Below are 26,703 nucleotides of genomic sequence, written 5' to 3'. Positions count from 1 at the left end.
GCACATTGTACTTTAATAGCTTCATGCGCAAATTTAATAGCTTCTGCCATTTCTTCTTCGCTACATTCATCCATTTCACCTTCAACCATCATTACAGAATCTGCAGAAGCACCAATAGTCATATCAATGTCAGCTTGTTCTAATAATTCTCTACTTGGGTTGATGATAAATTCACCATTTACTCTTGCAACTCTAACTTCAGAAATCGGAGTTTCAAAAGGAATATCACTTAATTGAATAGCAGCAGAAGCGGCTAATCCAGCTAAAGCGTCTGGCATAACATTATCATCAGCACTCATTAACTGAATCATTACTTGTGTTTCAGCATGGTAATCTTTTGGGAATAATGGACGTAATACTCTATCCACTAAACGCATTGTTAAAACTTCAGCATCCGTTGGTCTTGCTTCTCTTTTGAAGAAACCACCTGGATAACGACCAGCAGCAGCAAATTTTTCTCTGTAGTCAACTGTTAATGGTAAAAAATCAACATCACTCTGCTTGTAGTTAGATACTACTGTACAAAGCAACATAGCATTACCCATTTGTACAACAACCGAACCATGCGCTTGTTTTGCTAATTTTCCTGTTTCTAAAGAAATGGTTCTTCCATCTCCTAAATCAATAATTTGTGTATGTACCTTAGGTATCATAAATAATTTTTTAAAATTTAATTAAACAATTGGTTGTTGTTGTGTTGTGTTTACCAATGAAAAGTTTAATTTATGCTTTCTTTATATAAGAATATTTTAAAAAAAAAGAGGCAATAGTTTTGCCTCTTAATTTGTAAAATTATTTTCTTATTCCTAATTCTTGAATTATCTCACGATATCTTACAATATCAGTTTTAATTAGATAATCTAATAAATTTCTTCTTTTACCTACTAGTTTTACTAAAGAACGCTCAGTATTATAATCTTTACGATTTCTTTTTAAGTGTTCTGTTAAGTGGTTAATTCTAAAAGTAAATAAGGCAATTTGACCTTCTGAAGAACCAGTGTTTGTTGCTGATTCGTTGTGCTTTGCAAAAATTTCTGCTTTTTTCTCTTTTGTTAAGTACATGCTAACATTAATTTTATTAATAATTTTTATGTATTAATACTGCAATATGCAGCTAATAGTCGGCAAAGATACTATTATTATTTTGAATATGAATTATTTGTATAAAATTAGTTGCTTTAATTTTTTCTAGTTCCTAATAGGTATATTCTCAATTAAGTCAATATATAAATTAATTTGCTTTTTTAGATTTTTACGCTCTATTATTTTATCTAAAAAACCATGTTCAAGTACAAATTCAGATTTTTGAAATCCTGGAGGTAAATCTTTGCCTGTTGTATCTTTAACAACTCTTGGTCCTGCAAAAGCAACCAAAGCATTTGGTTCTGCAAAGTTTACATCACCTAACATTGCGTAAGAAGCAGTTGTTCCTCCAGTTGTTGGGTCTGTACATAACGAAATATATGGAATGTTTGCATCTGCAAGTTGTGCTAATTTAGCAGATGTTTTTACCAATTGCATTAAAGAATATGAAGCTTCCATCATTCGTGCACCTCCAGATTTTGAAATCATTAAAAAAGGAACTTTATTTTTTATTGAATAATCAATTGCTCTTGAAATTTTTTCTCCAACAACACTCCCCATAGATCCTCCAATAAAAGCAAAATCCATAGCTGCGATAACTAAATCTTTTCCTAAAGATTTTCCAACAGCAGTTCTAACGGCATCTTTTAGTTTTGTTTTTTCATAAGCTTGTTTTAAACGATCGGTATATTTTTTCGTATCAGTAAATTTTAATGGATCTTTTGAAACCATATTTTTGTCAAATTCTTTGAACTTATTATCGTCAAAAAGAATTTCAAAATATTCTGCACTTCCAATTCTTACATGGTAGCCATCTTCTGGACTCACATAATAATTATCTTTTAATTCATCGGTATCTATTACTTTTCCGCTAGGAGTTTTGTACCATAAACCTTTTGGCACATCCTTTTTATTTTCGGTAGGAGTTTGAATTCCTTTATCTTTTCTTTTAAACCAAGACGACATATTTATATAATTTTATGTTGCATTATAGAGGTGCAAATTACTAAAAAAAACAAAGAGAACATATAAAAAATATGTTCTCTTTAAATATTTATAGTGTAAAGTTCTGTTTTATAGGGTGTCTACACAGTTTAAATCTTTAAAAGCCTGGATTAAACGCGCTTTAAAAGTTTCTTCACCTTTGCGCAACCAACCACGAGGATCGTAGTATTTTTTGTTTGGTTTATCGGCTCCATCGGGATTTCCTATTTGTGTTCTTAAATAGTCAATTTTTTCATTCATATAATCTCTAATGCCTTCTGTAAAAGCAAATTGAAGATCAGTATCTATGTTCATTTTAATAACTCCATATCCAATAGCTTCTCTAATTTCTTCTAATGAAGAACCAGAACCTCCGTGAAATACAAAATCTACAGGGTTTGTTTCCGTACCATTTTTCTTTTCAATATATTTTTGAGAATTGTCTAAGATTTTTGGAGTTAATTTAACATTTCCTGGTTTGTAAACACCGTGAACATTTCCAAAAGATGCGGCAATTGTAAAATTATCACTTACTTTTTTAAGTTCATCATAAGCATAAGCAACTTCTTCAGGTTGTGTATATAATTTAGAAACATCTACATCGGAATTATCCACACCATCTTCTTCACCTCCAGTAATACCTAATTCAATTTCTAATGTCATTCCCATTTTAGCCATACGTGCTAAATAGGTTTTACAAATTTCGATATTTTCTTCTAACGGTTCTTCAGATAAATCTATCATATGGGAACTATATAATGGTTTACCAGTTTCTTTAAAAAATTGTTCTCCAGCGTCTAGCAATCCGTCAATCCAAGGCAATAATTTTTTTGCGCAGTGGTCTGTATGTAAAATTACTGGAACTCCATAAGCTTCAGCTAAGGTATGTATGTGTTTTGCACCTGCAATACCGCCTGCAATTGCTGCTTTTTGCCCTTCATTAGATAATCCTTTTCCGGCATTAAATTGCGCTCCTCCGTTAGAGAATTGAATAATTACAGGAGAATTTAATTCTTTGGCTGTTTCTAAAACTGTATTAATTGTATTAGATCCTATAACATTTACTGCAGGTAATGCGAAATTTTTTGATTTTGCTAATTTGAAAATCGCTTGCACTTCGCTTCCTGTTGCAACTCCGGGTTTAATAGTATGACTCATAATTATTTAGTTGTATTAATTGTGTATTATTTGATTGTAACAAAATTAAGGATTTATACCTATTTATTATCCTTAGAATTGAAAAAAAACGAAAACGAAATAGTTTTTTATGTTAAAAAGGGTAACTAATTCCGAAATTGTAAACATTGTTTTTAAAGTTTACGTGTTGAAACCATTTATTGTTTTCCAAATAGGGTTCGTAGGTTTTGAAACCTATATCTAATCTTAATAAAATAAAACTTAAATCGTATCGGATTCCAAAACCAGATCCTATGGCTATATCTTTTAAAGAATTAAAACCATTAAATTTTCCTTCAGAAGCTGTTACGGTGGTTTTTGAAATGTCCCAGATATTCCCAGCATCAACGAATAAAGCGCCTTTTACACTGTTAATTACCTTAAATCTATATTCCAAACTGGTAAGAAATTTAAGGTTACCCACATTGTATTCTAAACCGGTTTTTGTAGAACCCGGTCCTAAATCGTAAATTTTCCAGGCTCTTAAATCGTTAGGTCCACCAATAAAATAACTTCTACTAAAAGGAATGGTTTTGGAGTTGTTATAAGGAAAAGCAATTCCTAAAAAACTTCTGAAAGCGAGTACGTTTTCTAAAGTTAAATTCCAGAATTTTTTATATTCTAAATCTGTTCTAATGTACTGAGCAATTGGGGTGTTAAATACTAATTTAACATTGTCATTATCTTTTTTACTTGAAAGTAAACTTGTTAAATTACCGGCTGAAACTATACGTGCCCTAAAAAATGAAAAATCGGTGTCTTTATAACTTTCACTATTATTAAAAGTAAAAGTATACGCTACCGAAGGTATATAAACATCTTCAGTTATAATTGAATAACGTTTTTTAATATTTTGAGCGATTTTAAATTCGGTTGGGTTACTTTGTTCAAAAGTTGAATTGATGTTTGTATCAATAAACTGAATTACTTTTGTAGTTTCTAAAGCATCTTCATTAAAGTATGTGGAGGCAATATTTTGGATTTCGTTAAACTCAGATTTGTAAATATTAAAGTACGAGTCTATATTTAAGTTTTTAATAAACTGAGCATTTAAAAGTTGAAAACTGTGTTTTTTAGTTGGAGTGGACTCCCAAGTATAATCAATTATACCTGTGAATTTTTGTTTATCTAATCCAATGTTTTTTTGCAAAGAAGTACCCAATGTTAAAATGGTATTGGGAGCCATATTTTTTGGAATAATATTGTCTGGTTTAAAAGGGAATAAAATGCGCGGAATTTCTAAAGAAACATCGCCTCCAACTTCCCAAGCATTTAGTAACTTCTCTTTATCCGCGGCATCTTTGGAGTCTAAAAAAGATCCTTGTACAGAAAATTTTAATATTTCACCTCCTTTAAAAATGTTAAGGTTTGAAAAAGATAATTTTCCAGAAATACCGAGTTGTCTTATGTTAGAATGTGTAAGTTCTGCGCTAGTTCCAATTGAATATTTTTTTAAGGGTGACAAATAAATTGAAGCTTCTAATAAGTCATTTTCTATCTCCTTGTACTTAATAGTAATGTTTTTAAAATTATTTAATCGCCTTAAATTTTTACGAGTTAATTCTCTAGTTTGGTCTTTATAAATGGTATTTGGTTCAATAAAAACGCTTTCTAAAAGTAATTTAGGATTGTATCTGAGGTTTTTTTGAGATAAAAATAAATACCCATTATAATTTAAGCTATCCTTAATAGGCTCATCTTTTGTGTTATAAGAATAATCTGTATAAATATTTATATTTTTAATTTTTTGAATTTTAAAAGGAACATTCGCTATACTATCATTAATTATTAGATTAATATTAGATTTGTAATTAGCGGTATCTGCCTCCACTAGAATGGCGTTTTTATTAAAACGATAAATTCCAGAATTTCTAAAGAGTTCGTTAATTCTGTCTTGTTCATCAAAAAAGAGTTCGTAGTTAAATTGTTTTCCTTTTTTTATAAAAGATTTTTCTTTATTTGCTGCATAAATAGAATCTAAAACTTTGGATTCAATATTAGTTTTAATAGTGTCTAATGTATAAGGTTTGCCAGTGTTTATATTATAATTTACACTAATTTTTTTACGTTTAGTTTTAACTTCTTCAAAATTAACTTCAGCATTAAAAAAGCCTTCATTATAATAATGTAATTTTAAATTTTCTATAGTCTGGTTAGCTTTTTTAATATCAAAAATAACTGGAGATTCGCCATTGTTTAAAAACCAATTATTCGCCCCCTTTTTAAATTTGTGGAATCCTTTTGTTTGTTTTTCAGAAAATATAGAAGTTACAAATTTTGAAGTATTAGGATGCGCTGTTTTCCAAAGGTTGTAATCTGTTTCAAATTTTTTATTTCCAATATTATAAAAATGGAGAGGAAAAGGAACGCCTAATACCAATTGATTCGGACGTTGTACAATATAATCTGTTATTTCTGCATCAACATTTTTTTTATTATTTACAAAAACTGAATTTTTGGTAAGCAGGTATTCTTCATCCGAAACATACTTTAAAGTGTTGCAAGATGAAAAGTTTAAGGTTATACTTATTAAAATTAGTAATATTATAAAATTGTTTTTCAAAAATAAGAGTTTAAATTTGTTCAAATGTAAAACTTTTCGGAGTATTACCCAATTACTATTTTATATATAAAAATAAATGAGTTTAAGTAAAAGTCAACTAAAATTAATAACGAGCTTAAGTAAAAAAAAGTACAGAATTGCTGCTAATTTATTTATTGTTGAAGGAATTAAAGTTGTAAATGAATTTTTGAATTCAACATTTGAGTTGGAACATCTTTTTTGTGTTGATGACACTGAGTATAAAAATCAGATAAATTATACACTAATTTCTGTAGTTGAATTAAAGAAAATAAGCAACTTAATTACGCCAAATAATGTATTGGCAATTTTTAAAATTCCTACTATTAATTTTATTGAAAAAGAAGGGTTGGTTTTAGCTTTAGATGAAATTAATGATCCTGGAAATTTAGGCACTATAATTAGATTGTGTGATTGGTTTGGAATAGAACAACTTATATGTTCTAAGGATACGGTAGATTGTTACAACTCAAAAGTGGTACAAGCTTCTATGGGATCTTTAACTAGAGTTTCGGTATTTTATACCGATTTGGAAGTGTATTTAAAAAGTACCAAAAAAACAACATATGCTAGTTTAATGGATGGTGAAAATGTGTATAAAACAACACTTCCAAATAATGCAGTTTTAGTTATGGGAAATGAAGCAAATGGAATTAGTAACCCTGTTTTAGAACTATTAGATAAGGCAATTTCAATTCCGAGATTTGGAAATTTGCAACAAACTGAAAGTTTAAATGTTGCAACTGCAACTGCAATTTTATTAAGTGAATTTAAAAGGGGAAATTAGTGAAAAGCTAGTTTTAAAAAGATACCTCTTGTTCCAAAATAATCTACATTACCGGTCCACGGACTGTTAGTATTATTATCTCTAATAAGTTCATCATTTATAGCAAAAACACCCCTAATTGATGGTGAAAATATAAAATAAGGAAGGTAAAAATCTACACCAACACCAATTTCATAAGTAAAATTATTTTTTTTCATTCTAAATTCTCCATCATAATTATCAGCGGGATTGTCTTGATTGCTCGAAAAATTATAATCGTAAGAAACACCGCCAATAAGATAAGGACGAAAATTATACAACCTATTTGTACTTAATTTTAAAAGTAAAGGAACTCTTAAGTAAGTTGCATTTACAGCTCTTAAACTATCTTTTGGACCACCTTCAATATGCGTAAACGCAAGTTCTTTAGTATTGCTGGAAAGTCCGGGTTCTAGCCTTAAATTAATATTTTTATGCAATCGTAAATCTCCAATTAAGCCAACATTAAAACCAGCACTGGATGTAACATTAATAAAAGAACCTTCAGATTTATAACTTATTTTGTAATCTTTTTTATTGATTCCTAAATAATAACCCCAAAAAACTGTTTGTCTGTCCCAAGTTTGTTTGTAAATTACTTTATCTCGCATTTGAGCATTTATACAAGTAATACTAAAAACAAAAATAATTAATAAAACAATTTTTTTCATGTGCCTTTATTATTTTTTTAACTGTCATTCCGAAGCTCTGGAGTGTTCGCTATTAGTGATTTAGTTTATTGATGAAATTTTTAGCATGTTCGTTCTATACACTATTTTTTTGCAATATAAATTGAAGAAACCCCAAATGTTTGCGGTTTGTTTTCAATATCTATAAACCCAATTTTTGCTAAAATATTGTTGAAAGCTTTTCCGTAAGGAAAAGCAGCAGCAGAATCAGATAAATATTTGTAGGCCGTTTTATCTTTTGAAAACAGTTTTCCAATAGAAGGTAATATATATTTTGCATAAAATTTATAACCTTGCTTGTAAGGTGTTTTTGTTGGAATAGAGGTTTCTAAAACTACAAAAGTTCCGTTTGGTTTTAAAACACGATAAATTTCTGACAAACCTTTCTCTAAATTTTCAAAATTACGAACTCCAAAAGCAACCGTTATGGCATCAAAATAGTTAGCTTCAAAAGGAATATTTTCAGAATCGCCAAAAACCATTTCAATTTGATTGTTTAATTGCAGTTTATCAATTTTTTTGCGACCAACATTTAGCATTCCTTCAGAAATGTCTAAACCAATTATTTTTGATGCGTTCGTTTCAGTTAAATTAATAGCTAAGTCTCCTGTTCCGGTTGCAATATCTAGTATTTTATCAGGATTGGTTGCGCCAATTATTTTAACTACTTTTTTACGCCACTTTATATCTATTCCAAAAGAAATAACACGGTTTAAACCATCGTATTCATTAGAAATGGTATCAAACATTTGAGCAACTTGTTGCTTTTTTCCTAAATCGGAATCTTTATAAGGATTTACTTTTTCTGCCATTAATTTACTGATTTAAGGCTACAACTTGTTCAATTTGACCAGGAATTAATTGTTTCAGCATATTTTCAATACCATTTTTTAAGGTAATTGTTGAAGAGGGACAACCACTGCAAGCTCCTTGTAAAATAACATTAACAACTTTTGTTTCTTGTTTGTAAGATTGGAACAGAATATTACCTCCATCAGCCGCTACAGCAGGTTTAATGTATTCATCTAAAATTGCAATAATTTGTTTAGAAACATCGTCTAAATCTTCTAGCTGAATTCCTTGTTGTTCTTTGTTTTTTGGTTGCACACTTTTATCTACAATTGTTTTGCTATCAGCAATAAATTGTTTTATAAAGCTTCTTATTTCATTGGTTATTTCACTCCATTCTACTACATCAAATTTTGTGATTGATACATAATTTTCTGAAATAAAAATTTCTTTTACAAAAGAGAAATTATACAATTCTGTTGCTAAAGGAGAGTTTTTGGCTTCTTCAATATTTTTATATTCCAAATCAAATTCAACAAGTTTTTTGTTTGCAACAAATTTTAAAACACTTGGATTTGGTGTTACTTCAGAATATATTTCAACAGGAACTTTTTTAATTGTTTCAGTTTCTTCTAAAACCAACACACCTCCTGGGCTGTTTAAATAATTTTCTATTTGTTCTTTTACTTCTTCCTGAACATCTGACCATTCTACAATTGAAAAACGCTCTAATGCAATAAAGTTTGCTGAAATTAAAACACGTTTAATAAATGGTAAATGAAATAATTGTTGTGCTAAAGGTGAGTTTTTAGCTTCATCAATATTATTAAATTGATAACTACCACTTATTAAAATTGTATTTGCTGTAAATTTAAGTATAGTATCGTTTGTTGTTTTCTCTATTTTTAAAGTAACTGTATTCATTTTTTAAGTATTTGTGCAAAAGTACTAAAACAATTTTAGGTAATTGCTTAAAATTAAAAAACGCCTCCTTTTAAAGAGACGTTTGTATTTATATGTAATTGTAATTAAATATTTAAAACCAATGTAATTGTAAATTTAGAAGTATCAATATCTAATTCAGCTGCATTAATATTGTTGTATTGTGGATAAAAATTATATGCTGCTGTATTTGTGTCTTTTTGATAAGAAGCATCAATTTTCCCTCCTCTAAATTTATAACCAGCTCCTAAAGAAAAGCCTTCAGTAGCATCTGAATCCAAAGCATTTTTATAGGGGCTTTTTTCAAAATGATAACCACCTCTTATAGAGAGTTTATCAAAGCGCCATTCTGTACCCATTCTTAATTCTCCTCTAGCTTCTAAATCTGTGTTAAAAGCTTTGTTCTCTTCAATAAATCCGAAATTCCCAGCCATATCTAATTCTATATTGCTGTAATTTTTATAGATATAATCGATACTAATTAAACCTTGTTTTTCAAAAATATAGGCAAAACTTCCAGTTAATTTACTCGGAGTTCTTAATTTATAATCGAAAGCATTGAATCCAGAATAATCAGTAATTAGTTCGTCAGTATTACTAACATAAACTTCTAAATCAGCATCCAAATAATCTTCGGAAAGCGTGTACCAGACCGGTGATTGGTAAGCCAAACCTAATCGCATATTTTCAGTAGCTTTCGAAATTAAACCTACATTAAATGAAAAGCCTTCTCCATAGGTGTAAAGTTCTTGAATTAAAGAAGCATCTAAAGTATTTCCGTTGCTGTCTTTATTATATTCTTCTAATAAAATTCTTTGTAAGTTTTCTATATCGTAGGTGCTAAAAGAAGCACCTAAATATATACTATTGTTTAATTCTGAAGCAAATGTAAATGAATATTTATCATTTCTCCCGTCGTTAAAATTCTCAAAATATTGTCCGTCGGTATCTAAATATTGAATATTATCATCATTTGGGTCGTCTATCCAAGTTGGATAATTATTGTTTCCTTTAGCAAACCATTGTGTTTCAAAATCGTTGGCAATACTATAATTAAAGCCAATAGCTATTTTCCCCCAGTCTGAATTTCTCGAATAACTTTGAAATACAAATACGCCTCCAGCTTGCGATAAGCTTGTAATATCATTTTCGGAAAACTCGTTGTTTCCGTAATAATTTACATTCGTTTCTGTATTTTTAATATTTAATGAAAGTGCAAATTCACTATTTAAAAATACTGCTGCTCCGGCAGGATTTGTTTCAATAGCCGATAAATCACCACCTAATGCCCCAAAAGCACCGCTCATTGCGTTATATCTGGCAGTACCATTAATTTTTTCTTTTGAAAACAATACGCCAATATCATTATACCCTAAAGTTTGAGCATTTGAAATGAAAGCAACACAGTAAAGCATTGCTGTTAAAAATAATTTTTTCATAATGTTAAAGAATTATTATTTATATATTTTTTTAGATTAGTTTCTTCGAGATGAACCTCTTGAAGCACTTCTAGATGAAGATGAAGAACTTGAGGATCTAGACGAAGCTGCAGATGATCTTGAAGAAGATGATCTGGACGACGAATATGAGCTATTATTGTTAGCGTTAGAAGATTTGGATGATCGACTATAATTTGTGCTATTAGACGAACTATTTTTAGTAGGTGCATATTTTTTAGTGGACCTTCTTGTGTTAGTTGCTCTAGTTTGGTTGTTACTATAATCAGAAACCGTTCCTTTAATCGATCTTACCCTGTTGTTCGGTACATATTGAATATTTCTGTCTCTGCTAGTATTTGTAGAATACCTACTAGTTGACGGCGCATTATTATATGCCGAGTTTCTTCTTATTCTTGTTGAAGATTGTCTAGTAGAAGATTGTTGCCTTGTTGGATTAACACTTCTGGTTGAACTGCTTCTCTGAATAGTTCTGGTAGGCACTCTATTAATAGATCTCGAATTTGTATTGTTTGTATTTTCATCAATAGATTTTGTTCTATTATTGGTGCTTGAAGATCTTCTAGTAGTACTATTTGTATTAGTGTTTCTTGAGTTACTTACGATATTTGCGGTACTTCTTCGGTTAACAGCAGCATTAGATATGCCAGTTCTTCTTGAAGTTGTATTGTAGGCAGTTCTTTTCCCATAAGAATCATATCTTTTATAATTTTTGTACAAATAATTATTTGGGTAGTAACCATCATTGTAGCGATTATACCTAAAAGGATTGTAATAACGGTATCCACCATAATAAGGATAATTGCCATAGTTCATCGCATAATAATCTCCATAATAACCATTATAAAGCCACGGTCTAAATGATCTCCAAGGGCTATAATAGTTGTAATAGTAAGGGTAGTAATTGTATGAATAGTTATAATAAAATGGGTTATGCCAGTAATAACCATAGCTACCATAGCCAGCATCTATATTTATAGTTATATTATCTGTATATTCCCAAGGTTGATTGTTCGAGTTGTTTAAATCGTCAGTTTCGTAAGTATCTTCATAATAATAGTCATCAATATCTGTAAAAACATCCTCTTCACCAATGTTTTGAATTTCATCTAATTGGCGAGAAAAATAATTTTTATCAAATTCAGATTTTTCAACTATTACAATTTCTTCATCAGCTGTCTGATTACTAGAGCCATAGATTCCATCATCACTATATGCGCTTTGATAAGTACCACAAGAATATAAACTAACAAATAATACAAAAAGCAGTGCTATTTGCGAGTATTTTTGAGTAAAGATATTTGAAACTGTCATAATCAATTGAATTTTTTATTGTTAACTATTTAAAAAAAACTAATTTTGTCGAAATTAGCATTTTCTAATAAAAAAAGATGCAATATTTATGCCAAACTTTTGATTATGAGTAAGAATTTAACAAAGAGAGAAGTAGATTATTCCAAATGGTACAACGAGTTAGTTGTAAAAGCTGATTTAGCTGAAAATTCTGCAGTTAGAGGCTGTATGGTAATTAAACCATATGGTTACGCAATTTGGGAGAATATGCAAGCTGAATTGGATAGAATGTTTAAGGAAACAGGTCATGAAAACGCTTATTTTCCATTATTTGTTCCAAAAAGTTTATTTGAAGCAGAAGAAAAAAATGCTGAAGGGTTTGCAAAAGAATGTGCTGTTGTAACGCATTACAGATTGCAAAATGATCCTGATAAACCAGGAAAACTTCGTGTTGATCCAACTGCAAAATTAGAAGAAGAATTAGTTGTTCGACCAACTTCTGAAGCAATTATATGGAATACATACAAAGGTTGGATTCAATCGTATAGAGATTTACCTTTGTTAATAAACCAATGGGCAAATGTTGTGCGTTGGGAAATGAGAACTCGTTTATTTTTAAGAACGGCAGAATTTTTATGGCAAGAAGGTCATACAGCACATGCAACTAAAAAGGAAGCTATTTCAGAAGCAGAATTAATTTTAGACGTTTATGGCGAATTTGCTGAAAAATTTATGGCGATGCCTGTTATAAAAGGATTAAAAACTGAAAGTGAGCGCTTTGCCGGAGCTGTTGAAACCTATTGTATTGAAGGTTTAATGCAAGATGGAAAAGCTCTACAGGCAGGAACTTCACATTTTTTAGGACAAAATTTCGCAAAAGCTTTTGATGTTAAATATACATCTAAAGAAGGAAAACAAGAATACGTTTGGGCAACATCGTGGGGTGTTTCTACACGTTTAATTGGTGGGTTAATAATGACGCATTCTGATGATTTAGGATTGGTATTACCACCAAGATTAGCACCAATTCAGGTTGTAATTGTGCCAATTTATAAAGGCGATGAGCAACTAGCTGAAATAACTAGTAAAGTTGATGTGTTTGTAAAAGAATTTAGAAAACTGGGAATTTCGGTTAAGTTTGATGATAGAGATACTTTTAGACCAGGTGCAAAATTTGCCGAATACGAATTAAAAGGTGTTCCTGTAAGAATTGCAATTGGAAAAAGAGATATGGAAAATAACACTGTTGAAGTTGCTAGAAGAGATACCCTAGAGAAGCAATCAGTTTCTCAGGATGATGTTGTTTCTGTAGTTTCTAAACTTTTAGTTGAAATTCAGGATAACTTGTTTAATAAAGCTATTTCTTTTAGAAAAGAGCATACAACTGAAGTTAATACCTTTGAAGAGTTCAAAGAGGCGATAAAAACTAAAGGAGGTTTTGTATCTGCACATTGGGATGGAACAACAGCAACTGAAGATAAAATTAAAGATTTAACCAAAGCAACCATTAGATGTATTCCTTTAAAAAATAAAATTGAGACTGGAACCTGCGTGTTTACTGGGGAAAAGTCATCTCAAAGAGTATTATTTGCAAAAGCTTATTAAATTTTTTGAAAAATATTTTGCAGAATAAAAAATAGTTGTATTTTTGCATCCGCAATGACGAAATAATGTCATTGGCAAAAAAAATAATGGTCCGTTCGTCTAGGGGTTAGGACGCCAGGTTTTCATCCTGGTAACAGGGGTTCGATTCCCCTACGGACTACAAAATTTAATAAAAAATTTTATAATGGCAAATCACAAGTCAGCTTTAAAGAGAATTAGAAGTAATCGCGCTAAGCAATTAAGAAATAAATATCAGCATAAAACTACGCGTAATGCTGTAAGAGACTTACGTGCTACAACTGAAAAGAAAGAAGCTGAAGAGTTATTTCCAAAAGTTGTTGCGATGGTTGATAAATTAGCAAAGAAAAATATTATTCACAAAAATAAAGCGAGTAATTTAAAATCTAAACTAGCGAAACAAGTAGCAGCGTTATAGTATTTTTAAACACATAATAGAAAGCATTCTAATTTTAATTAGAATGCTTTTTTTTGTTGTATAGTTTTCTTTTTTTACTAAGAGCTACCAATTCATAATTCATAATTTGAAATTCGTAATTCATTTCATTACCATTCATAAGACCTGTTAGCATCTAATCTTATTAACAGAAAAAGCAATATAGTAAAGCCCCATAAGGCTGAACCACCATAGCTAAAAAAGGGTAAGGGAATTCCAATAGTTGGAAGTAATCCAAGCACCATCCCAATATTTATAGTAAAATGCGTAAAAAATATTGCAGCAATACTGTATCCATAGACCCTACTGAATTTTGATTTTTGTCGTTCAGCTATTTGTATTATTCTCAATAAAAAAAGTGTAAATATAAGTATAACAGTAGTTGTGCCCAGAAAGCCCCATTCTTCACCAACGATCGTGAAAATATAATCCGTTTGCTGTTCTGGAACAAAATTACCTTGTGTCCGTTCACCTTCTAAAAACCCTCTACCAGTTAAACCTCCAGAGGCTATTGTAGTAACAGATTGGTTTGTGTTGTAACCAATATTTGTTATATCTGTAGTTTTTCCTAATAATATATTAAATCTATCTCTGTGCCGCTGTTCAAAAACGTGGTTAAAAACTAGATCAACACTAAAAATAAAAAAGGCAGCAACAAAATAGATTCCTAAAATTTTAATCCAACCTTTTTTTAATGCCTTTTTTCTATAAAAAATAAAATATAATAAAATGATGATAAACAGTAGTAAAGAGCCTATTAAAGTGTAAGTAAATCCAAAATACAAGGTAATAACAAAGAGAATTAGTGTAATAAAACCTATTGTAATATAATAAAAAGGCAATCCTTCTCTATATAATACAAAAATGAATGCCGTATAAACTAATGCTGATCCGGGATCCGGTTGCAGTGTAATTAATATTGCTGGAAAAAATAAAATTAAAAACGCTTGTAACTGGGTATTCAATTTCTTTAAATTGAATTGCTTGTCACTTACTAATTTTGCAATAGCCAATGCAGTTGCAGCTTTAGCAAATTCTGAAGGTTGCAGTCCAAAACTACCAAAATTATACCAAGATGTTGCTCCATTTATATTTTTACCAAATACAAAAAGTCCTGCTAAAGATATTAAACAAATTAAATAAATTAATGAAGCATATTTTTCGTAAAATTTAGCATCAAAAAGTAGAATTAATAGAATTATCGGTAAGCTTAAGCCAATCCAAATAAGTTGTTTACCATATTCGGTAGAAAAATTTATAATATTAAACTGTTCTTCAGTAATAGTTGCAGAATAAATATTTATCCAACCAAAAAAGACTAGCATAAAATAAAAGAGTATTAATACCCAATCAATTCCAAAAAATATATTAGTTTTTCTACTTCTCAATGTCTATAGTTTCTTGTTGTAGTTGTTTTTCGTACTCATTTTGTAAACTACCGTTAAACATATTTTGTTCTACCCAAGGTCTTGTTGTTGCTCCATTTAAGTATTTTTCTATCATTAAACTGGCTATTGGGCCAGCCCATCTTGATCCCCAATATCCATTTTCAACAAAAACGGCAATGGCTATTTTAGGATTGTCTTTTGGAGCAAAGGCAATAAATATAGAATGGTCTTGTCCATGTGGATTTTCTGAAGTACCAGTTTTACCGCAAATTTCAATTCCTTCTACTCTGGAACCTCTGGCTGTACCTCTTGGGTTTTCAAATACATTAAAAAGCCCTTCAATAACGGGTTCAAAATGTTCTTTATCTATGGTTGTATTAATAGGTGTAACAAATTTTGTGTCTATTTTTTCGTCTTTAATGTTTTTTACAATGTGAGGTATAAAATAAAACCCTCTGTTAGCTACTGCCGCAGTCATATTTGCTAATTGGATAGGAGTAGTTAAAATTTCGCCTTGCCCTATAGCGTTTGAAATAGTATAAGTTGCTGTCCATCTATTATCAGGATACCATTTATTATAGAAATTTCCATCAGGAATTAATCCTTTTTGTCCAACTGATAAATCGTTATTCAAGTAATTACCTAATCCAAAACTTTTTACGTGACTGCTCCAAATATTTGTTCCTTCAGGAGTAGTTGGGTAATTTTCTATAGATTTTCTGTATGCATTCGAGAAGTAACTATTACAAGATCTGTAAATAGCTTTATTTAAAGCTACTGGACCATTAATTCCACAGTGACATTCCATAAAAGCACCTTTTCCAGCGCCATATTTATAACCACCAAAACATTTAATTGTTGAAGTTGTGTTAATTACATTTTCTTGTAAAGCAGTGAGTGCTGTAATTACTTTAAAAGGAGATCCTGGAGGATATTCTCCTTGTAAACCTCTATCTAATAACGGGTTGTTTATAGTGTCTAAATATAGTTTTGTAAAATTTTTAGAACGCTCTCTTCCAACCATTAAATTAGGGTCAAATGTTGGGGTAGAAACCAATGCTAAAATTTCTCCAGATGAAGGCTCAATTGCAACAATTCCACCACGCTTATTTACCATTAGCGCTTCACCGTATTGTTGTAATTTACTGTCAAGTGTTAAAGTAACATCTTTTCCAGGTAAAGGAAGGGTGTCGAATATTCCATTTTTATAAGAACCAATTTCTTTGTTAAATCGATCTCTTTGTATGTATTTTACTCCTTTAGTTCCTCTCAAAATACCTTCATAAGTTGTTTCAATCCCTGCAGTTCCAATTAATTCGCCAAGTTGGTAATAAGGGTTCTTTTTAATCATACTCTCATTTACTTCACTAATATAGCCGAGTACATTTGGTGCAGAATTTAACGGATATTCTCTAAGGGATCTTTTTATAATGTAAAAACCCTTAAACTTGTGCATTTTTTCTTGTAAATAAGCGTAATCATTTTTTGATAATTGCACTAAAAACGGAGAAGGAATTCTTGTGGAATAACGTGTTGCTTTTTCAAATTTTTTAAGAAAATTTTCCTTAGTGATTTTAAGTAAATTACAAAACTCTAAGGTGTCTAGTGGTTTTACCTCCCTAGGTATCACCATGATATCGTAAGATAGTTGGTTGGCAACTAATAAAAGACCATTTCTGTCGTACACATAACCTCTTTCAGGATAATCATAGGTTATTTTCACAGCAGAGCTATTTAATGCTGGGACTGCGTACACATTATTTAAAACTTGTAAATAAAACAGGCGTGCAATAAATATAAGTGCTGTAAAAATAATTAAAAAGGTTAATAAGCCAGATCTTTTCATTTACTTCTTTTTTGTAAATAATATAATACCTAAAATACTTATAATTATTGTTATAATACTTGTTAAAATTGTGTTAGAAATAATTGTTAAAAAAGAATTCAGACTAAAATATGTTAAACTAAAAATAATAAAGTGATGTATAAAGGTTAAAATAGTTATAAATAAAAATGCTTTACCAAACGAAACAGCTCTTAAATTAAATAATAAATAATCAAAATCTGTTTTTTTAAGTACAATTTTTAATAAAGGGAGTCTTATGAAAGCAATAAATATAGTAGCTGCGGCATTAATTCCACCAGAGTCTGAGAAAAAATCAATACTTAAACCAAGTAAAAAACTTAAAATTAACAATGAACTTTTATTTTTTCGAATTGGAAATAACACCACCCAAACTATATAAACCATGGGATTTAAATATCCAAATAAATTGAGATGATTTAGAACTAGTACTTGTAAAAGTACTAATGCTAAAAAACGTACTGAATTATTTAAAATTAGGTTATTCATTTAAGATATTACTTTCTAAATTTTGTTGCTCAACTCTTTCAAGATTTTTTACAATTTGGACGTAACCAATGGAACTCATATCGTTAAACAATAGAATGTCTATATTTTTATATTGATTGTTTTCAAATTTAAAACTTTTAACAGCTCCAATTTTTATTCCTTCTGGAAAAATAGCTGATTTTCCACCTGTTATAATTGTGTCACCTATTTTAATTTGCGCTTGCCTTGGAATATCAATTAATTGCAAAATGTTATAATCTATTCCATTCCAAACCAATGTTCCATAATGGTTGCTATTTTTTAAACGAACATTAATTTTAGAATATTTATTTAAAATGGATAAAACAGTAGTATAATTATTTGAGGTACTCTTTGTTACCCCAATAATTCCCTTACTATTTATAACACCTAAATCGGTGGTGATTCCTTGATTTGTTCCTTTATTTAAAGTAAGTGTATTGTTTCTGTTTGTATAATTGTTATTTATAATTTTTGCATACGAATATTCGTATTTCTGGCCGTATTTTGCGGAATCATTTAGTATAAAGGTGTCTTTATTTAAATCGAGTTCACTTTTATTTAATAAGTTTCTTAAAAGCGTATTTTCTTCTATCAATCTGTGATTTTCAGATTTTAAATAAAAAAAATCATTTACAGAACTTGCGGTATTATAAATACCTCCAGTTATAGAATTTGCAGAATTAATAAACTTACTTTTATGAAAAGAATGGTGCTGAATTATAAAAATAAAAGCTATACTCTCTAAAAGTATAAATAGCAGAAAGTATTTAAATTTTCTAATGAAATAAATTAATTGCTGCATATTTTAACTAAAAGTATTGTATTATTTCATTAATACATTCTTGTATTTTTCTAAATCTTTTAAAGCAATTCCAGTACCTCTAACAACAGCTCTTAAAGGATCTTCAGCCACATAAACAGGTAAATCTGTTTTTCTAGATAATCGCTTATCTAAACCACGTAACATAGAACCACCACCAGCTAAATAAATACCTGTATTGTAAATATCGGCCGCTAATTCGGGAGGTGTTTTTGAAAGTGTTTCCATTACAGCATCTTCAATTCTTAAAATAGATTTGTCTAATGCTTTAGAAATTTCTCTAAAAGATACTTGTACTTGTTTTGGTTTACCGCTTAGTAAATCGCGCCCTTGAACCAACATATCTTCAGGCGGAGTTTCTAAATCTTCTGTTGCAGCACCAATTTGGATTTTTATTTTTTCAGCAGTACGTTCACCAACGTATAAGTTATGTTGTGTTCGCATATAATAAGCAATATCCGCAGTAAAAACATCACCAGCAACTTTTACAGATTTATCGCAAACAATTCCGCCTAAAGCAATTACAGCAATTTCTGTTGTACCACCACCTATATCAATAATCATATTTCCTTTTGGTTGCATAATATCAATTCCAATACCAATTGCCGCAGCCATTGGTTCATGAATTAGGTAAATTTCTTTAGCATTCATATGCTCAGCTGAATCAATAACTGCACGTTTTTCAACTTCTGTGATACCTGAAGGAATACAAATTACCATACGTAATGAAGGCGTGAAAAAACGTTTTTTAATGCTTGGTATATTTTTGATAAATTCCTTTATCATTTGCTCCGAAGCTTCAAAATCTGCAATTACACCATCTTTTAAGGGTCTAATTGTTTTTATGTTTTCATGAGTTTTTCCTTGCATTAAACTGGCTTTTTTTCCAGTTGCAATTATTTTACCAGTAGACCTATCTCTTGCTACAATTGAAGGTGCATCAATTACTACTTTGCCATCATGTATAATTAGGGTATTTGCAGTACCTAAATCAATGGCAATGTCTTCGGTCATAAAGTCGAAAAAACCCATATATTTTATTATTTATTTAATTTTTAAATCAGAACCTTACAAAGTTAATGAAATTAGTGTTTAAAATGACGCGTTCCTGTAAATATCATCGACATTTTATTGTTATTACAATAATCTATAGATAATTGATCTTTTATTGAACCTCCAGGTTGAATAACGGCACTTATTCCTGCATTTTTTCCTATTTCCACACAATCTGGGAATGGGAAAAAAGCGTCACTTGCCATTACTGCATTTGTTAAGTCAAAATTAAAATGTGTTGCTTTTGCAATTGCCTGTTCCAATGCATCAACTCTACTAGTTTGCCCTGTTCCACTTGCATACAACTGTTTGTTTTTTACTAAAACAATGGTATTAGATTTCGTATGTTTGCAAATTTTAGATGCAAAAAATAGATCTTCTAACTCTCTTTCTGAAGGTGCTGCAACCGTTGCAGTTGACATAACGCTGGCATTATCTGTTTTGTTGTCTTTTTCTTGATACAGCACTCCATTTAACGCAGTTCTATATTGATAATTAGGTAATTCAATATCTTTTTGAATTAATATAATTCTATTTTTTTTACCTTTAAGAAGTGTAAGGGCTTCATTAGAATAACTAGGAGCAATTACAACTTCACAAAATAATTTATGAATTTCTGTAGCGGTTTCTGCATCAATTTCTTTATTTGAAATTAAAACACCTCCAAAAGCAGAAGTTGGATCACCAGCTAAAGCATCTGTATAAGCTTGTTTTAAAGTTGTTCTTTGTGCTAATCCACAGGCATTATTATGCTTTAAAATTGCAAAAGTTGGGGCATCATTTTTAAATTCGTTCATTAAATTTATGGCAGCATCAACATCCAATAAATTATTATATGAAAGTTCTTTACCGTGTAATTTTTCAAATAAAGCATCCAAATCTCCAAAAAAGTAACCTTTTTGATGAGGGTTTTCTCCATATCTTAATATTGAAGCATTGTCAAAACTTTCTCTAAAAGCCAATTCGTTTTTATTTAAATACTTAAAAATAGCACTATCATAATGACTAGAAACTGCAAAAGATTTTGCAGCGAAACTTTTACGTTCTTCTATAGTAGTTGCTCCATTTCCTTTGGAAATAATTTCTAAAAACTCATTGTATTGATTCATAGATGAAACGCAAATAACATCTTTAAAGTTTTTTGCAGCAGCTCTAATTAAAGAAATTCCACCGATATCAATTTTTTCAATAATATCTTGTTCTGGAGCGCCGCTCGCAACTGTTTTTTCAAAAGGGTACAAGTCAACAATTACAATATCTAATTCAGGAATTTCATATTCTCCAAGTTGTGATATGTCATTTTTATTTTCTCTTCTGGCTAAAATTCCTCCAAAAACTTTTGGATGTAAGGTTTTAACGCGACCGCCTAAAATAGATGGGTATGATGTTAAATCTTCTACAGGAATAACATCTATTCCTAAATTTTTTATAAAACTTTCAGTTCCACCAGTAGAATAAATGGTAACTCCAAGGTTGTTTAATTTTTTAACAATTGGCTCTAATCCATCTTTGTGGAATACAGAAATTAATGCAGATGTTGCTTTTTTAGTAGTGGTCATAAGTAGTATTGTTGCTGTTGCGCAAAGCTAATAATTATCAATAGTTTATACAATATAAATTACACTGAATTTTAGAGATTTTTAAATGCTAATGGGACATCAATTTTTTTATTGATAAATGATAATTAACAATACAGTTTATATTAATTCCATTTTTCTTTTACAACCAATTTTAATAAATGTTCAAGATCTTTTGTAAATAGATTTATGATACTGAATCGATAATAATTTGTAATTTTAGGGAAAAATAATTTTCTTTTAGTGCAAAATAATAAAACAGTTATAATTTTTCTAGCTAAGTTTTTTGGAACTTATATGCTGTTGTTTTTATTATACTCTTCTTACTTATCAAAAAACCAAACAACAGCTGCCTTTTTTGCTTGTACGCCTATTACAAAAACTGTAGCTGAGCAATCTCAATACTTATTAAACTTGGTAGGATTCGATGCAAAGATTGAACAGCATGCTTCAGAATTGTCTATAAAATTATTTATTAATAGTATGTATGTTGCAAGGGTTGTTGAAGGATGCAACGCTGTAAGCATAATAATTTTATTTATTGCGTTTATTGTAGCTTTTGCAAGTGGATTTAAAAAAACAGCATTGTATATTTTATTTGGAAGTTTAATTATCTACATTATAAATATTGTTAGAATAGCGATAATTGCATTGGCAATTTACAAGTATCCAGCTTATGAAAATGTTTTACACGCCATAATTTTTCCAAGTATAATTTATGGAATCACATTTTTACTTTGGTTTATTTGGATTCAGAAATTTTCAAAATTAAAAGAATGAAAAAAAGCACAAGCGCAGTTTTAATTATAATTCTTCTAGCAATGTTAGTTGGAATTAGAGCTTTTTTAGAGCCTTTTTTTTACGACCCATTAATTACTTATTTTAAAAATGAGTCTTTAACTAAAACACTTCCAGAATTAAACTTAAGTCATTATTTTTTGAATCTTCTTTTAAGATATGCATTAAATTCAATAGTATCTTTAGCTATTATTTATTTAATTTTCAGGAATATAAAGACCGTTTTCTTTTCACTAAAATTTTATGTGATTTCATTTCTAGGGTTATGTCTGGTACTATTTATTTTATTAAATTTTGAAGATTTGGCCAATAACTTACTCATTTTTTATGTGAGACGATTTTTAATTCAGCCATTATTTCTTTTTATATTAGTATTTGCTTTTTATTATCAAAAACTTCAAAATAAAAAAATACAAAATCAGTAATTTTTAGTAATTTAGTCGACTTATAGTTCATTAAACTAATTTTATTAAATAAATCTAATAACAAACAACATGAAAAAAACAATTCTAATTTTATCTGCAATTTTTTCTTTTGCAGTGCTGTTTACCGCTTGTAAAGAAACAAAAAAAGAAGACGCTAAAATGGAATCACACGAAGGTCACGACCATTCTAGTGAAGAAATGGCTTCTAAAGATATTTACCAATGTCCAATGGATTGTGAAAAAGGGAAAACTTATGAAGAAACAGGTTCTTGTCCAGTATGTAAAATGGATTTAAAAACAAAAGCAGTAGATTCTGATGTTAAACACGCCGAAGGTTGCAAATGTATTGAAGGTGGAGAATGCAAATGTGAAGACGGAAAATGTACTTGCCAAAAAGAAATGGCGAAAATGGAAAAAGAATGCACAATGTGCGAACCTGGTTCTTGCGATTGTAAGGCCTAATTCTAGGATTATAAAAATTTAAAAGGCTGTTTAAAAATTTAAATTTTTAAACAGCCTTTTTTTGATTTGACTTTTGATATACAAGTATTTATCCCATTTTTTATTGCCTAAACCGCAATGAAATCCCACACATCTAGGTAATATTCCAAAAAAAATTAACCAAAAAAACCTCCAAGTATCGCAACTATTGCTAGACTACCAACTAATAAACTTAAAAGTGCAATTCCAATTACAGATAGTCCAGTTGACTTGCCTTTACTTTGTAAATGAATATCTTTTGTTAAATCTTCCGTTAATAAAATTTGTACATATTTATTACTTGAATTTTCATTAATTATATGTTCTAACAAATCATTAGCAGCTTTTGAGTTTTTCTTTACTACTCCATAATAAGTTCCTTCTTCTTTTTTAATATTTTCTAATTTGTAAGTATCATTAGAATTGGTTTTAATTTTAACTCTGCCAGGGTATTGTGCAGCATCTTCAATTGTTACTGATTTAGAATTATATACTCTACAATTTTGAAATAAAAATAATATGCATATGAAAAAAGTTAAATATTTTAGTTTTGATTTTTTCATTGGAAAGATTGTTAGTGTTTAGTGAGTATTAAATTGTTATTTTTTCAACATATGTAAAGATTTGTTCACTTTATTTTAAAAAATATAACTTATTAAAATGTAATTATTAATCTTGACAAGGTAAACTAAATTATATGATAAATTGATTTTACTTTAAGAAAGCTAAATATTAATCAATTAGAAGTTAAGTATTTGGATGAAATTTGATTAAAAAAAAGGGAACTACAATTAAGTAATTCCCTTTTTAATATTATACGTTAAACTAGTATTAAGCCAACTCTACAAACAAACCTTCATCGGTATTATTAACTTTTGCTAGATTGTGTTTTGTTAATCCTTTTATAGTTTTATCCCATTTTTTGTTACTTAAACCACTTTGAGTTTTTAATGCTGGCAAGTCAATTTTTTCTACTTTTTTAAGAATTTCAAAAACAGCTTTTTCGTCATCGTTTAATTCTATTGAAGGAGCTTTTTTCTCAGGTTTCATTTGTGGGAAGAAAAGAACTTCTTGTATAGATGCATTATTTGTCATAAACATAGTTAAACGGTCAATTCCAATTCCAATACCAGATGTTGGAGGCATACCATATTCTAATGCTCTTATAAAGTCTTGATCTATAAACATAGCTTCATCATCGCCTTTTGCGGATAATTTCATCTGATCTTCAAAGCGTTCTCGTTGATCTATTGGGTCGTTTAACTCTGAATAAGCGTTTGCTAATTCTTTTCCGTTAACCATTAATTCAAAACGTTCTGTTAAATCTGGGTTTGTGCGGTGTTCTTTTGTTAACGGACTCATTTCCTTTGGATAATCCGTAATAAATGTTGGTTGAATGTATAGGTGTTCACATTTTTCACCGAATAATTCATCAATTAATTTACCAACACCCATTGTTTCATCCACTTCAAGTCCAACTTTTCTACAAACATCTCTTAATTCAACTTCGCCCATACCTGCAACATCATATCCAGTATGAATTTTAATAGCTTCTAAAATTGGAACTCTTGGATAAGGCGCTTTAAAACTTACTTTATTTTCTCCAATTTGTACTTCTGTTGTTCCATTGGTATCAATTGCAATTTTTTCAAGTAGTTCTTCAGTCATATTCATCATCCAGTTGTAATCTTTGTACGCAACATATAATTCCATTACCGTAAACTCTGGATTGTGAGTTCTGTCCATTCCTTCATTTCTAAAGTCTTTTGCAAATTCGTAAACGGCATCAAAACCACCAACAATTAACCTTTTTAAGTATAGTTCGTTAGCAATACGCAAATACAACGGCATATCTAATGCGTTATGATGTGTCATAAATGGTCTTGCTGCTGCACCACCAGGAATTGGTTGTAAAATAGGAGTTTCAACTTCCAAATATCCTTTTTTATTAAAAAATTCACGCATAGAATTTGTGATTTTTGTACGTTTAATAAACGTTTCTTTAACGTGATCGTTTACAATTAAATCTACATAACGACGACGGTAGCGCTGTTCTGCATCAGAAAACGCATCGTGTACTTTTCCATCAGCATCTGTTTTTACAACTGGAAGTGGACGTAAACTTTTAGAAAGAAGGGTTAATTCTTTAACGTTTACAGAAACTTCACCAACTTTTGTTTTGAAAACGTCACCTCTTACGCCAATAATATCACCCATATCCAATAATTTTTTGAATACAGTATTGTACATTGTTGGGTCTTCTTCTGAAGAAATTTCGTCTCTGTTTATGTAAATTTGCATGCGTCCAGATGCGTCTTTTAACTCGGCAAAAGAAGCTTTACCCATAATTCTTCGACTCATCATTCTACCAGCTAAAATAACTTCTTTACCTTCAAAAGAGTTAAAGTTAGAAGTGATTTCCTTAACGGTTGCAGTAGTTTTAAACTCTTCTGCTGGATATGGATTAATACCTAATTCACGTAGTTTCTGTAAAGATTCTCTTCTAACTATTTCAAGTGGTGATAATTGCATGATGCTATATTTATGATTTATTTTTTATTTAGTGTTTGCTTGGAAACAGACGGTTTTTACAAATTGTATAAATTTTGAGAGATATGTTGCTTTTCTTTCTTTAGGAGATGCCTAAGCATCAGCCGACAAGTAAAAAAGTGAAATAGGCTCAAAAGAATCAATTTTAATTCTGCTGTGTTTTCCTGCCAGATACTATTTTTGGTGTGCAAAGATACAATCAATTAAGAAATAACAGTAATTTAGAAAGAAAAAGAATATTGAATTTAAAATCAAATTAAAATTTATATATTTGCGTATCGCATTTTTTGCGATAGTTGTGTTGTAATGACGTTAAACGTCATAGGTTTTAAACCGATGGAAAGCTTCCCGAAAAACCGGGACGCTTTTTTTATGCCTTTTTTACGTCAAATATCTCCTTGTTTCACTTTTTTTCTTTTCGCATTAAATTGCCAACTCACCTCTATGAGGTTTTAAAGCATCTCTGTAGGTTTTCATATCAATTTCATCTACAATAATAAAGGCAATAGAATGCATTTCTGAAAAGAACGTAACATTAATTTCGTAATAATGTAGTTGTTTAATTTTGGCATATTCTTTTAAATGAATACAATGATGTTCGGCAGTTTTTTGTGATGCAGGACCTTTAAAATCCCAAATCAATTTTAGTTTTCTATTCAAAATATATGCTATTTATGACTGATATAGACTAATAATTCTCCATTATCAAAAGCAATAAAAACGCTTTCTTCAATAGCAATATTGCGTGTTCCAATACGTTCTCCAAAAGATAAAGTTTCATTATTAAGCGGAAACTTAAGTCCTTTTGTAACAATTCCATTTGCGGTTGGAAAAGGAATTAATGAAATATTTTTCCCTTTAACATTGTTGATTACAATACTTTCTTCAATAAAAAGATATTTCCCAAAATCATCAAAAAAAGAAATGGTTAAACCCATTTTCCATTGCAATGCTGTACTTATATTTCCTAAAAAATGATCGTGTTCTTTACCGCTTCCGCCATAAACATCTACGTGCGAAAAACCACGGTGTTTTAGAATTTGTAAGGCTTTTTCAAAATCTGTAAATTCTTGATTTGGAGTTTTTATAACTTCAACAGTTGTTGGGATAGTGTTTATAGAATCAAAGTCTCCCGTAACTAAATCGGGAACTATATTGATAGCTTCAAAATGATTGTAGGCACCGTCTATTGCGCAAACAATATCATACTTAGTTAGGTTTGGAAGGGAGGAAGGTTCCGAGCCATTGAGAAGAATAAATGCTTTTTTCGTTTTCATAGACAGCAAAAATAGCAAAAAAGACTTATAAATTAACGAAGTGGTTACAATTTAGATTGAATTTCAATAATTCTTTTTTTATGAGTGTCATTTCCGCTTAGTT

Annotated in this window: 25 protein-coding genes, 1 tRNA gene and 1 pseudogene; 7 read left to right on the top strand and 20 right to left on the bottom strand. The window is 29.9% G+C overall.

Annotated features, from left to right (window positions below):
• The 5 genes and pseudogenes from AB1Z17_RS01100 to AB1Z17_RS01080 all read right to left on the bottom strand — a co-directional run.
• Nucleotides 1–653 (bottom strand): annotated as a pseudogene (locus AB1Z17_RS01100) (polyribonucleotide nucleotidyltransferase); the annotation flags it as partial.
• A gap of 139 nt (nucleotides 654–792) precedes the next feature.
• Nucleotides 793–1,062, bottom strand: coding sequence for a 30S ribosomal protein S15 (gene rpsO, locus AB1Z17_RS01095; RefSeq protein ID WP_115877672.1), 270 nt, complete (start codon nucleotides 1,060–1,062; stop codon nucleotides 793–795).
• 126 nt (nucleotides 1,063–1,188) lie between these two features.
• Nucleotides 1,189–2,049, bottom strand: a complete 861-nt coding sequence (accD, locus tag AB1Z17_RS01090; RefSeq protein WP_368049942.1) for an acetyl-CoA carboxylase, carboxyltransferase subunit beta — start codon at nucleotides 2,047–2,049, stop codon at nucleotides 1,189–1,191.
• A gap of 108 nt (nucleotides 2,050–2,157) precedes the next feature.
• Entirely contained in the window at nucleotides 2,158–3,225 is a 1,068-nt protein-coding gene (gene fbaA / locus AB1Z17_RS01085) for a class II fructose-bisphosphate aldolase (RefSeq protein ID WP_368049941.1), read from the bottom strand.
• 112 nt (nucleotides 3,226–3,337) lie between these two features.
• Nucleotides 3,338–5,806, bottom strand: a complete 2,469-nt coding sequence (locus AB1Z17_RS01080) for a BamA/TamA family outer membrane protein (protein WP_368049940.1) — start codon at nucleotides 5,804–5,806, stop codon at nucleotides 3,338–3,340.
• 76 nt (nucleotides 5,807–5,882) lie between these two features.
• Between AB1Z17_RS01080 and AB1Z17_RS01075 the strand changes: the two genes are divergently transcribed.
• Nucleotides 5,883–6,611 carry a TrmH family RNA methyltransferase gene (locus tag AB1Z17_RS01075; RefSeq protein WP_368049939.1) on the top strand — a complete coding sequence of 243 codons (729 nt, stop codon included), beginning with the start codon at nucleotides 5,883–5,885 and terminating at the stop codon, nucleotides 6,609–6,611.
• Here AB1Z17_RS01075 and AB1Z17_RS01070 read toward each other — a convergent pair.
• From AB1Z17_RS01070 to AB1Z17_RS01050, 5 genes are all read right to left on the bottom strand, one after another.
• Nucleotides 6,608–7,300, bottom strand: coding sequence for a porin family protein (locus AB1Z17_RS01070; protein WP_368049938.1), 693 nt, complete (start codon nucleotides 7,298–7,300; stop codon nucleotides 6,608–6,610). The genes AB1Z17_RS01075 and AB1Z17_RS01070 overlap by 4 nt on opposite strands.
• A gap of 101 nt (nucleotides 7,301–7,401) precedes the next feature.
• On the bottom strand, nucleotides 7,402–8,130 hold the full coding sequence (gene ubiE / locus AB1Z17_RS01065) for a bifunctional demethylmenaquinone methyltransferase/2-methoxy-6-polyprenyl-1,4-benzoquinol methylase UbiE (RefSeq protein ID WP_368049937.1): 729 nt from the start codon (nucleotides 8,128–8,130) through the stop codon (nucleotides 7,402–7,404).
• Nucleotides 8,131–8,134: 4 nt separating this feature from the next.
• Nucleotides 8,135–9,031: a NifU family protein gene (locus AB1Z17_RS01060; RefSeq protein ID WP_368049936.1), complete on the bottom strand. Its 897-nt coding sequence runs from the start codon at nucleotides 9,029–9,031 to the stop codon at nucleotides 8,135–8,137.
• Between the two features lie 104 nt (nucleotides 9,032–9,135).
• A complete protein-coding gene (locus AB1Z17_RS01055) occupies nucleotides 9,136–10,488 on the bottom strand; it encodes an OmpP1/FadL family transporter (RefSeq protein WP_368049935.1) in 1,353 nt (450 codons plus the stop codon).
• Nucleotides 10,489–10,524: 36 nt separating this feature from the next.
• Nucleotides 10,525–11,820 (bottom strand): hypothetical protein, encoded by a 1,296-nt coding sequence (locus tag AB1Z17_RS01050; RefSeq protein ID WP_368049934.1) that lies wholly within the window; start codon nucleotides 11,818–11,820, stop codon nucleotides 10,525–10,527.
• 105 nt (nucleotides 11,821–11,925) lie between these two features.
• On the opposite strand from AB1Z17_RS01050, the gene proS reads away from it, so the two are divergent.
• From proS to rpsT, 3 genes are all read left to right on the top strand, one after another.
• Nucleotides 11,926–13,404: a proline--tRNA ligase gene (gene proS, locus AB1Z17_RS01045; RefSeq protein ID WP_368049933.1), complete on the top strand. Its 1,479-nt coding sequence runs from the start codon at nucleotides 11,926–11,928 to the stop codon at nucleotides 13,402–13,404.
• An 88-nt stretch (nucleotides 13,405–13,492) separates the two neighbouring features.
• Nucleotides 13,493–13,564: transfer RNA gene (locus AB1Z17_RS01040), tRNA-Glu, on the top strand.
• Nucleotides 13,565–13,588: 24 nt separating this feature from the next.
• Nucleotides 13,589–13,840 (top strand): 30S ribosomal protein S20, encoded by a 252-nt coding sequence (rpsT, locus tag AB1Z17_RS01035; protein WP_368049932.1) that lies wholly within the window; start codon nucleotides 13,589–13,591, stop codon nucleotides 13,838–13,840.
• 128 nt (nucleotides 13,841–13,968) lie between these two features.
• Here the strand turns inward: rpsT and rodA are convergent, their stop codons facing one another.
• From rodA to purH, 6 genes are read right to left on the bottom strand one after another with little or no spacing between them, the layout of a single operon-like run.
• Entirely contained in the window at nucleotides 13,969–15,246 is a 1,278-nt protein-coding gene (gene rodA / locus AB1Z17_RS01030; RefSeq protein ID WP_368049931.1) for a rod shape-determining protein RodA, read from the bottom strand.
• On the bottom strand, nucleotides 15,236–17,092 hold the full coding sequence (gene mrdA / locus AB1Z17_RS01025; protein WP_368049930.1) for a penicillin-binding protein 2: 1,857 nt from the start codon (nucleotides 17,090–17,092) through the stop codon (nucleotides 15,236–15,238). The genes rodA and mrdA overlap by 11 nt, the downstream gene beginning before the upstream one ends.
• On the bottom strand, nucleotides 17,093–17,599 hold the full coding sequence (mreD, locus tag AB1Z17_RS01020; protein WP_368049929.1) for a rod shape-determining protein MreD: 507 nt from the start codon (nucleotides 17,597–17,599) through the stop codon (nucleotides 17,093–17,095).
• Nucleotides 17,592–18,422: a rod shape-determining protein MreC gene (gene mreC, locus AB1Z17_RS01015; RefSeq protein WP_368049928.1), complete on the bottom strand. Its 831-nt coding sequence runs from the start codon at nucleotides 18,420–18,422 to the stop codon at nucleotides 17,592–17,594. Before mreC ends, mreD begins: the two co-directional genes overlap by 8 nt.
• A 21-nt stretch (nucleotides 18,423–18,443) precedes the next feature.
• Complete coding sequence (locus AB1Z17_RS01010) at nucleotides 18,444–19,472, bottom strand: rod shape-determining protein (RefSeq protein ID WP_115877656.1); 1,029 nt, start codon at nucleotides 19,470–19,472, stop codon at nucleotides 18,444–18,446.
• A gap of 53 nt (nucleotides 19,473–19,525) precedes the next feature.
• Entirely contained in the window at nucleotides 19,526–21,052 is a 1,527-nt protein-coding gene (gene purH / locus AB1Z17_RS01005) for a bifunctional phosphoribosylaminoimidazolecarboxamide formyltransferase/IMP cyclohydrolase (RefSeq protein ID WP_368049927.1), read from the bottom strand.
• A 261-nt stretch (nucleotides 21,053–21,313) separates the two neighbouring features.
• Between purH and xrtF the strand changes: the two genes are divergently transcribed.
• From xrtF to AB1Z17_RS00990, 3 genes are all read left to right on the top strand, one after another.
• A complete protein-coding gene (xrtF, locus tag AB1Z17_RS01000) occupies nucleotides 21,314–21,850 on the top strand; it encodes an exosortase family protein XrtF (protein ID WP_368049926.1) in 537 nt (178 codons plus the stop codon).
• A complete protein-coding gene (locus AB1Z17_RS00995) occupies nucleotides 21,847–22,293 on the top strand; it encodes an exosortase F system-associated protein (protein ID WP_368049925.1) in 447 nt (148 codons plus the stop codon). Before xrtF ends, AB1Z17_RS00995 begins: the two co-directional genes overlap by 4 nt.
• A gap of 69 nt (nucleotides 22,294–22,362) precedes the next feature.
• Nucleotides 22,363–22,755 carry a heavy metal-binding domain-containing protein gene (locus tag AB1Z17_RS00990; protein WP_368049924.1) on the top strand — a complete coding sequence of 131 codons (393 nt, stop codon included), beginning with the start codon at nucleotides 22,363–22,365 and terminating at the stop codon, nucleotides 22,753–22,755.
• 155 nt (nucleotides 22,756–22,910) lie between these two features.
• On the opposite strand, the gene AB1Z17_RS00985 is transcribed toward AB1Z17_RS00990, so the two are convergent.
• From AB1Z17_RS00985 to AB1Z17_RS00970, 4 genes are all read right to left on the bottom strand, one after another.
• Nucleotides 22,911–23,336: a hypothetical protein gene (locus tag AB1Z17_RS00985; protein ID WP_368049923.1), complete on the bottom strand. Its 426-nt coding sequence runs from the start codon at nucleotides 23,334–23,336 to the stop codon at nucleotides 22,911–22,913.
• Nucleotides 23,337–23,604: 268 nt separating this feature from the next.
• Nucleotides 23,605–25,305: a lysine--tRNA ligase gene (lysS, locus tag AB1Z17_RS00980; RefSeq protein ID WP_368049922.1), complete on the bottom strand. Its 1,701-nt coding sequence runs from the start codon at nucleotides 25,303–25,305 to the stop codon at nucleotides 23,605–23,607.
• Between the two features lie 441 nt (nucleotides 25,306–25,746).
• On the bottom strand, nucleotides 25,747–25,983 hold the full coding sequence (locus AB1Z17_RS00975; protein ID WP_368049921.1) for a hypothetical protein: 237 nt from the start codon (nucleotides 25,981–25,983) through the stop codon (nucleotides 25,747–25,749).
• Between the two features lie 8 nt (nucleotides 25,984–25,991).
• The gene (locus tag AB1Z17_RS00970; RefSeq protein WP_368049920.1) at nucleotides 25,992–26,600 is read right to left on the bottom strand and encodes a thiamine diphosphokinase; all 609 of its coding nucleotides are present in this window, start codon (nucleotides 26,598–26,600) and stop codon (nucleotides 25,992–25,994) included.
• Between the last annotated feature and the right edge of the window lie 103 nt (nucleotides 26,601–26,703).

It is taken from the genome of Lutibacter sp., from assembly GCF_040883305.1.
Classification (GTDB): Bacteria; Bacteroidota; Bacteroidia; order Flavobacteriales; family Flavobacteriaceae; genus Lutibacter.
The sequence above is the reverse complement of the archived record's forward strand: the minus strand, read 5'-3'. Positions and strand labels throughout refer to the sequence as shown.

What these genes read in the sequence shown, in the direction of transcription:
- rpsO (WP_115877672.1), bottom strand. Translation starts at nt 1,062, where the DNA reads ATGTACTTAACAAAAGAGAAAAAAGCAGAAATTTTTGCAAAGCACAAC.
- accD (WP_368049942.1), bottom strand. Translation starts at nt 2,049, where the DNA reads ATGTCGTCTTGGTTTAAAAGAAAAGATAAAGGAATTCAAACTCCTACC.
- fbaA (WP_368049941.1), bottom strand. Translation starts at nt 3,225, where the DNA reads ATGAGTCATACTATTAAACCCGGAGTTGCAACAGGAAGCGAAGTGCAA.
- AB1Z17_RS01075 (WP_368049939.1), top strand. Translation starts at nt 5,883, where the DNA reads ATGAGTTTAAGTAAAAGTCAACTAAAATTAATAACGAGCTTAAGTAAA.
- AB1Z17_RS01070 (WP_368049938.1), bottom strand. Translation starts at nt 7,300, where the DNA reads ATGAAAAAAATTGTTTTATTAATTATTTTTGTTTTTAGTATTACTTGT.
- ubiE (WP_368049937.1), bottom strand. Translation starts at nt 8,130, where the DNA reads ATGGCAGAAAAAGTAAATCCTTATAAAGATTCCGATTTAGGAAAAAAG.
- AB1Z17_RS01060 (WP_368049936.1), bottom strand. Translation starts at nt 9,031, where the DNA reads ATGAATACAGTTACTTTAAAAATAGAGAAAACAACAAACGATACTATA.
- AB1Z17_RS01055 (WP_368049935.1), bottom strand. Translation starts at nt 10,488, where the DNA reads ATGAAAAAATTATTTTTAACAGCAATGCTTTACTGTGTTGCTTTCATT.
- AB1Z17_RS01050 (WP_368049934.1), bottom strand. Translation starts at nt 11,820, where the DNA reads ATGACAGTTTCAAATATCTTTACTCAAAAATACTCGCAAATAGCACTG.
- proS (WP_368049933.1), top strand. Translation starts at nt 11,926, where the DNA reads ATGAGTAAGAATTTAACAAAGAGAGAAGTAGATTATTCCAAATGGTAC.
- rpsT (WP_368049932.1), top strand. Translation starts at nt 13,589, where the DNA reads ATGGCAAATCACAAGTCAGCTTTAAAGAGAATTAGAAGTAATCGCGCT.
- mrdA (WP_368049930.1), bottom strand. Translation starts at nt 17,092, where the DNA reads ATGAAAAGATCTGGCTTATTAACCTTTTTAATTATTTTTACAGCACTT.
- mreD (WP_368049929.1), bottom strand. Translation starts at nt 17,599, where the DNA reads ATGAATAACCTAATTTTAAATAATTCAGTACGTTTTTTAGCATTAGTA.
- mreC (WP_368049928.1), bottom strand. Translation starts at nt 18,422, where the DNA reads ATGCAGCAATTAATTTATTTCATTAGAAAATTTAAATACTTTCTGCTA.
- AB1Z17_RS01010 (WP_115877656.1), bottom strand. Translation starts at nt 19,472, where the DNA reads ATGGGTTTTTTCGACTTTATGACCGAAGACATTGCCATTGATTTAGGT.
- purH (WP_368049927.1), bottom strand. Translation starts at nt 21,052, where the DNA reads ATGACCACTACTAAAAAAGCAACATCTGCATTAATTTCTGTATTCCAC.
- AB1Z17_RS00995 (WP_368049925.1), top strand. Translation starts at nt 21,847, where the DNA reads ATGAAAAAAAGCACAAGCGCAGTTTTAATTATAATTCTTCTAGCAATG.
- AB1Z17_RS00990 (WP_368049924.1), top strand. Translation starts at nt 22,363, where the DNA reads ATGAAAAAAACAATTCTAATTTTATCTGCAATTTTTTCTTTTGCAGTG.
- AB1Z17_RS00985 (WP_368049923.1), bottom strand. Translation starts at nt 23,336, where the DNA reads ATGAAAAAATCAAAACTAAAATATTTAACTTTTTTCATATGCATATTA.
- lysS (WP_368049922.1), bottom strand. Translation starts at nt 25,305, where the DNA reads ATGCAATTATCACCACTTGAAATAGTTAGAAGAGAATCTTTACAGAAA.
- AB1Z17_RS00970 (WP_368049920.1), bottom strand. Translation starts at nt 26,600, where the DNA reads ATGAAAACGAAAAAAGCATTTATTCTTCTCAATGGCTCGGAACCTTCC.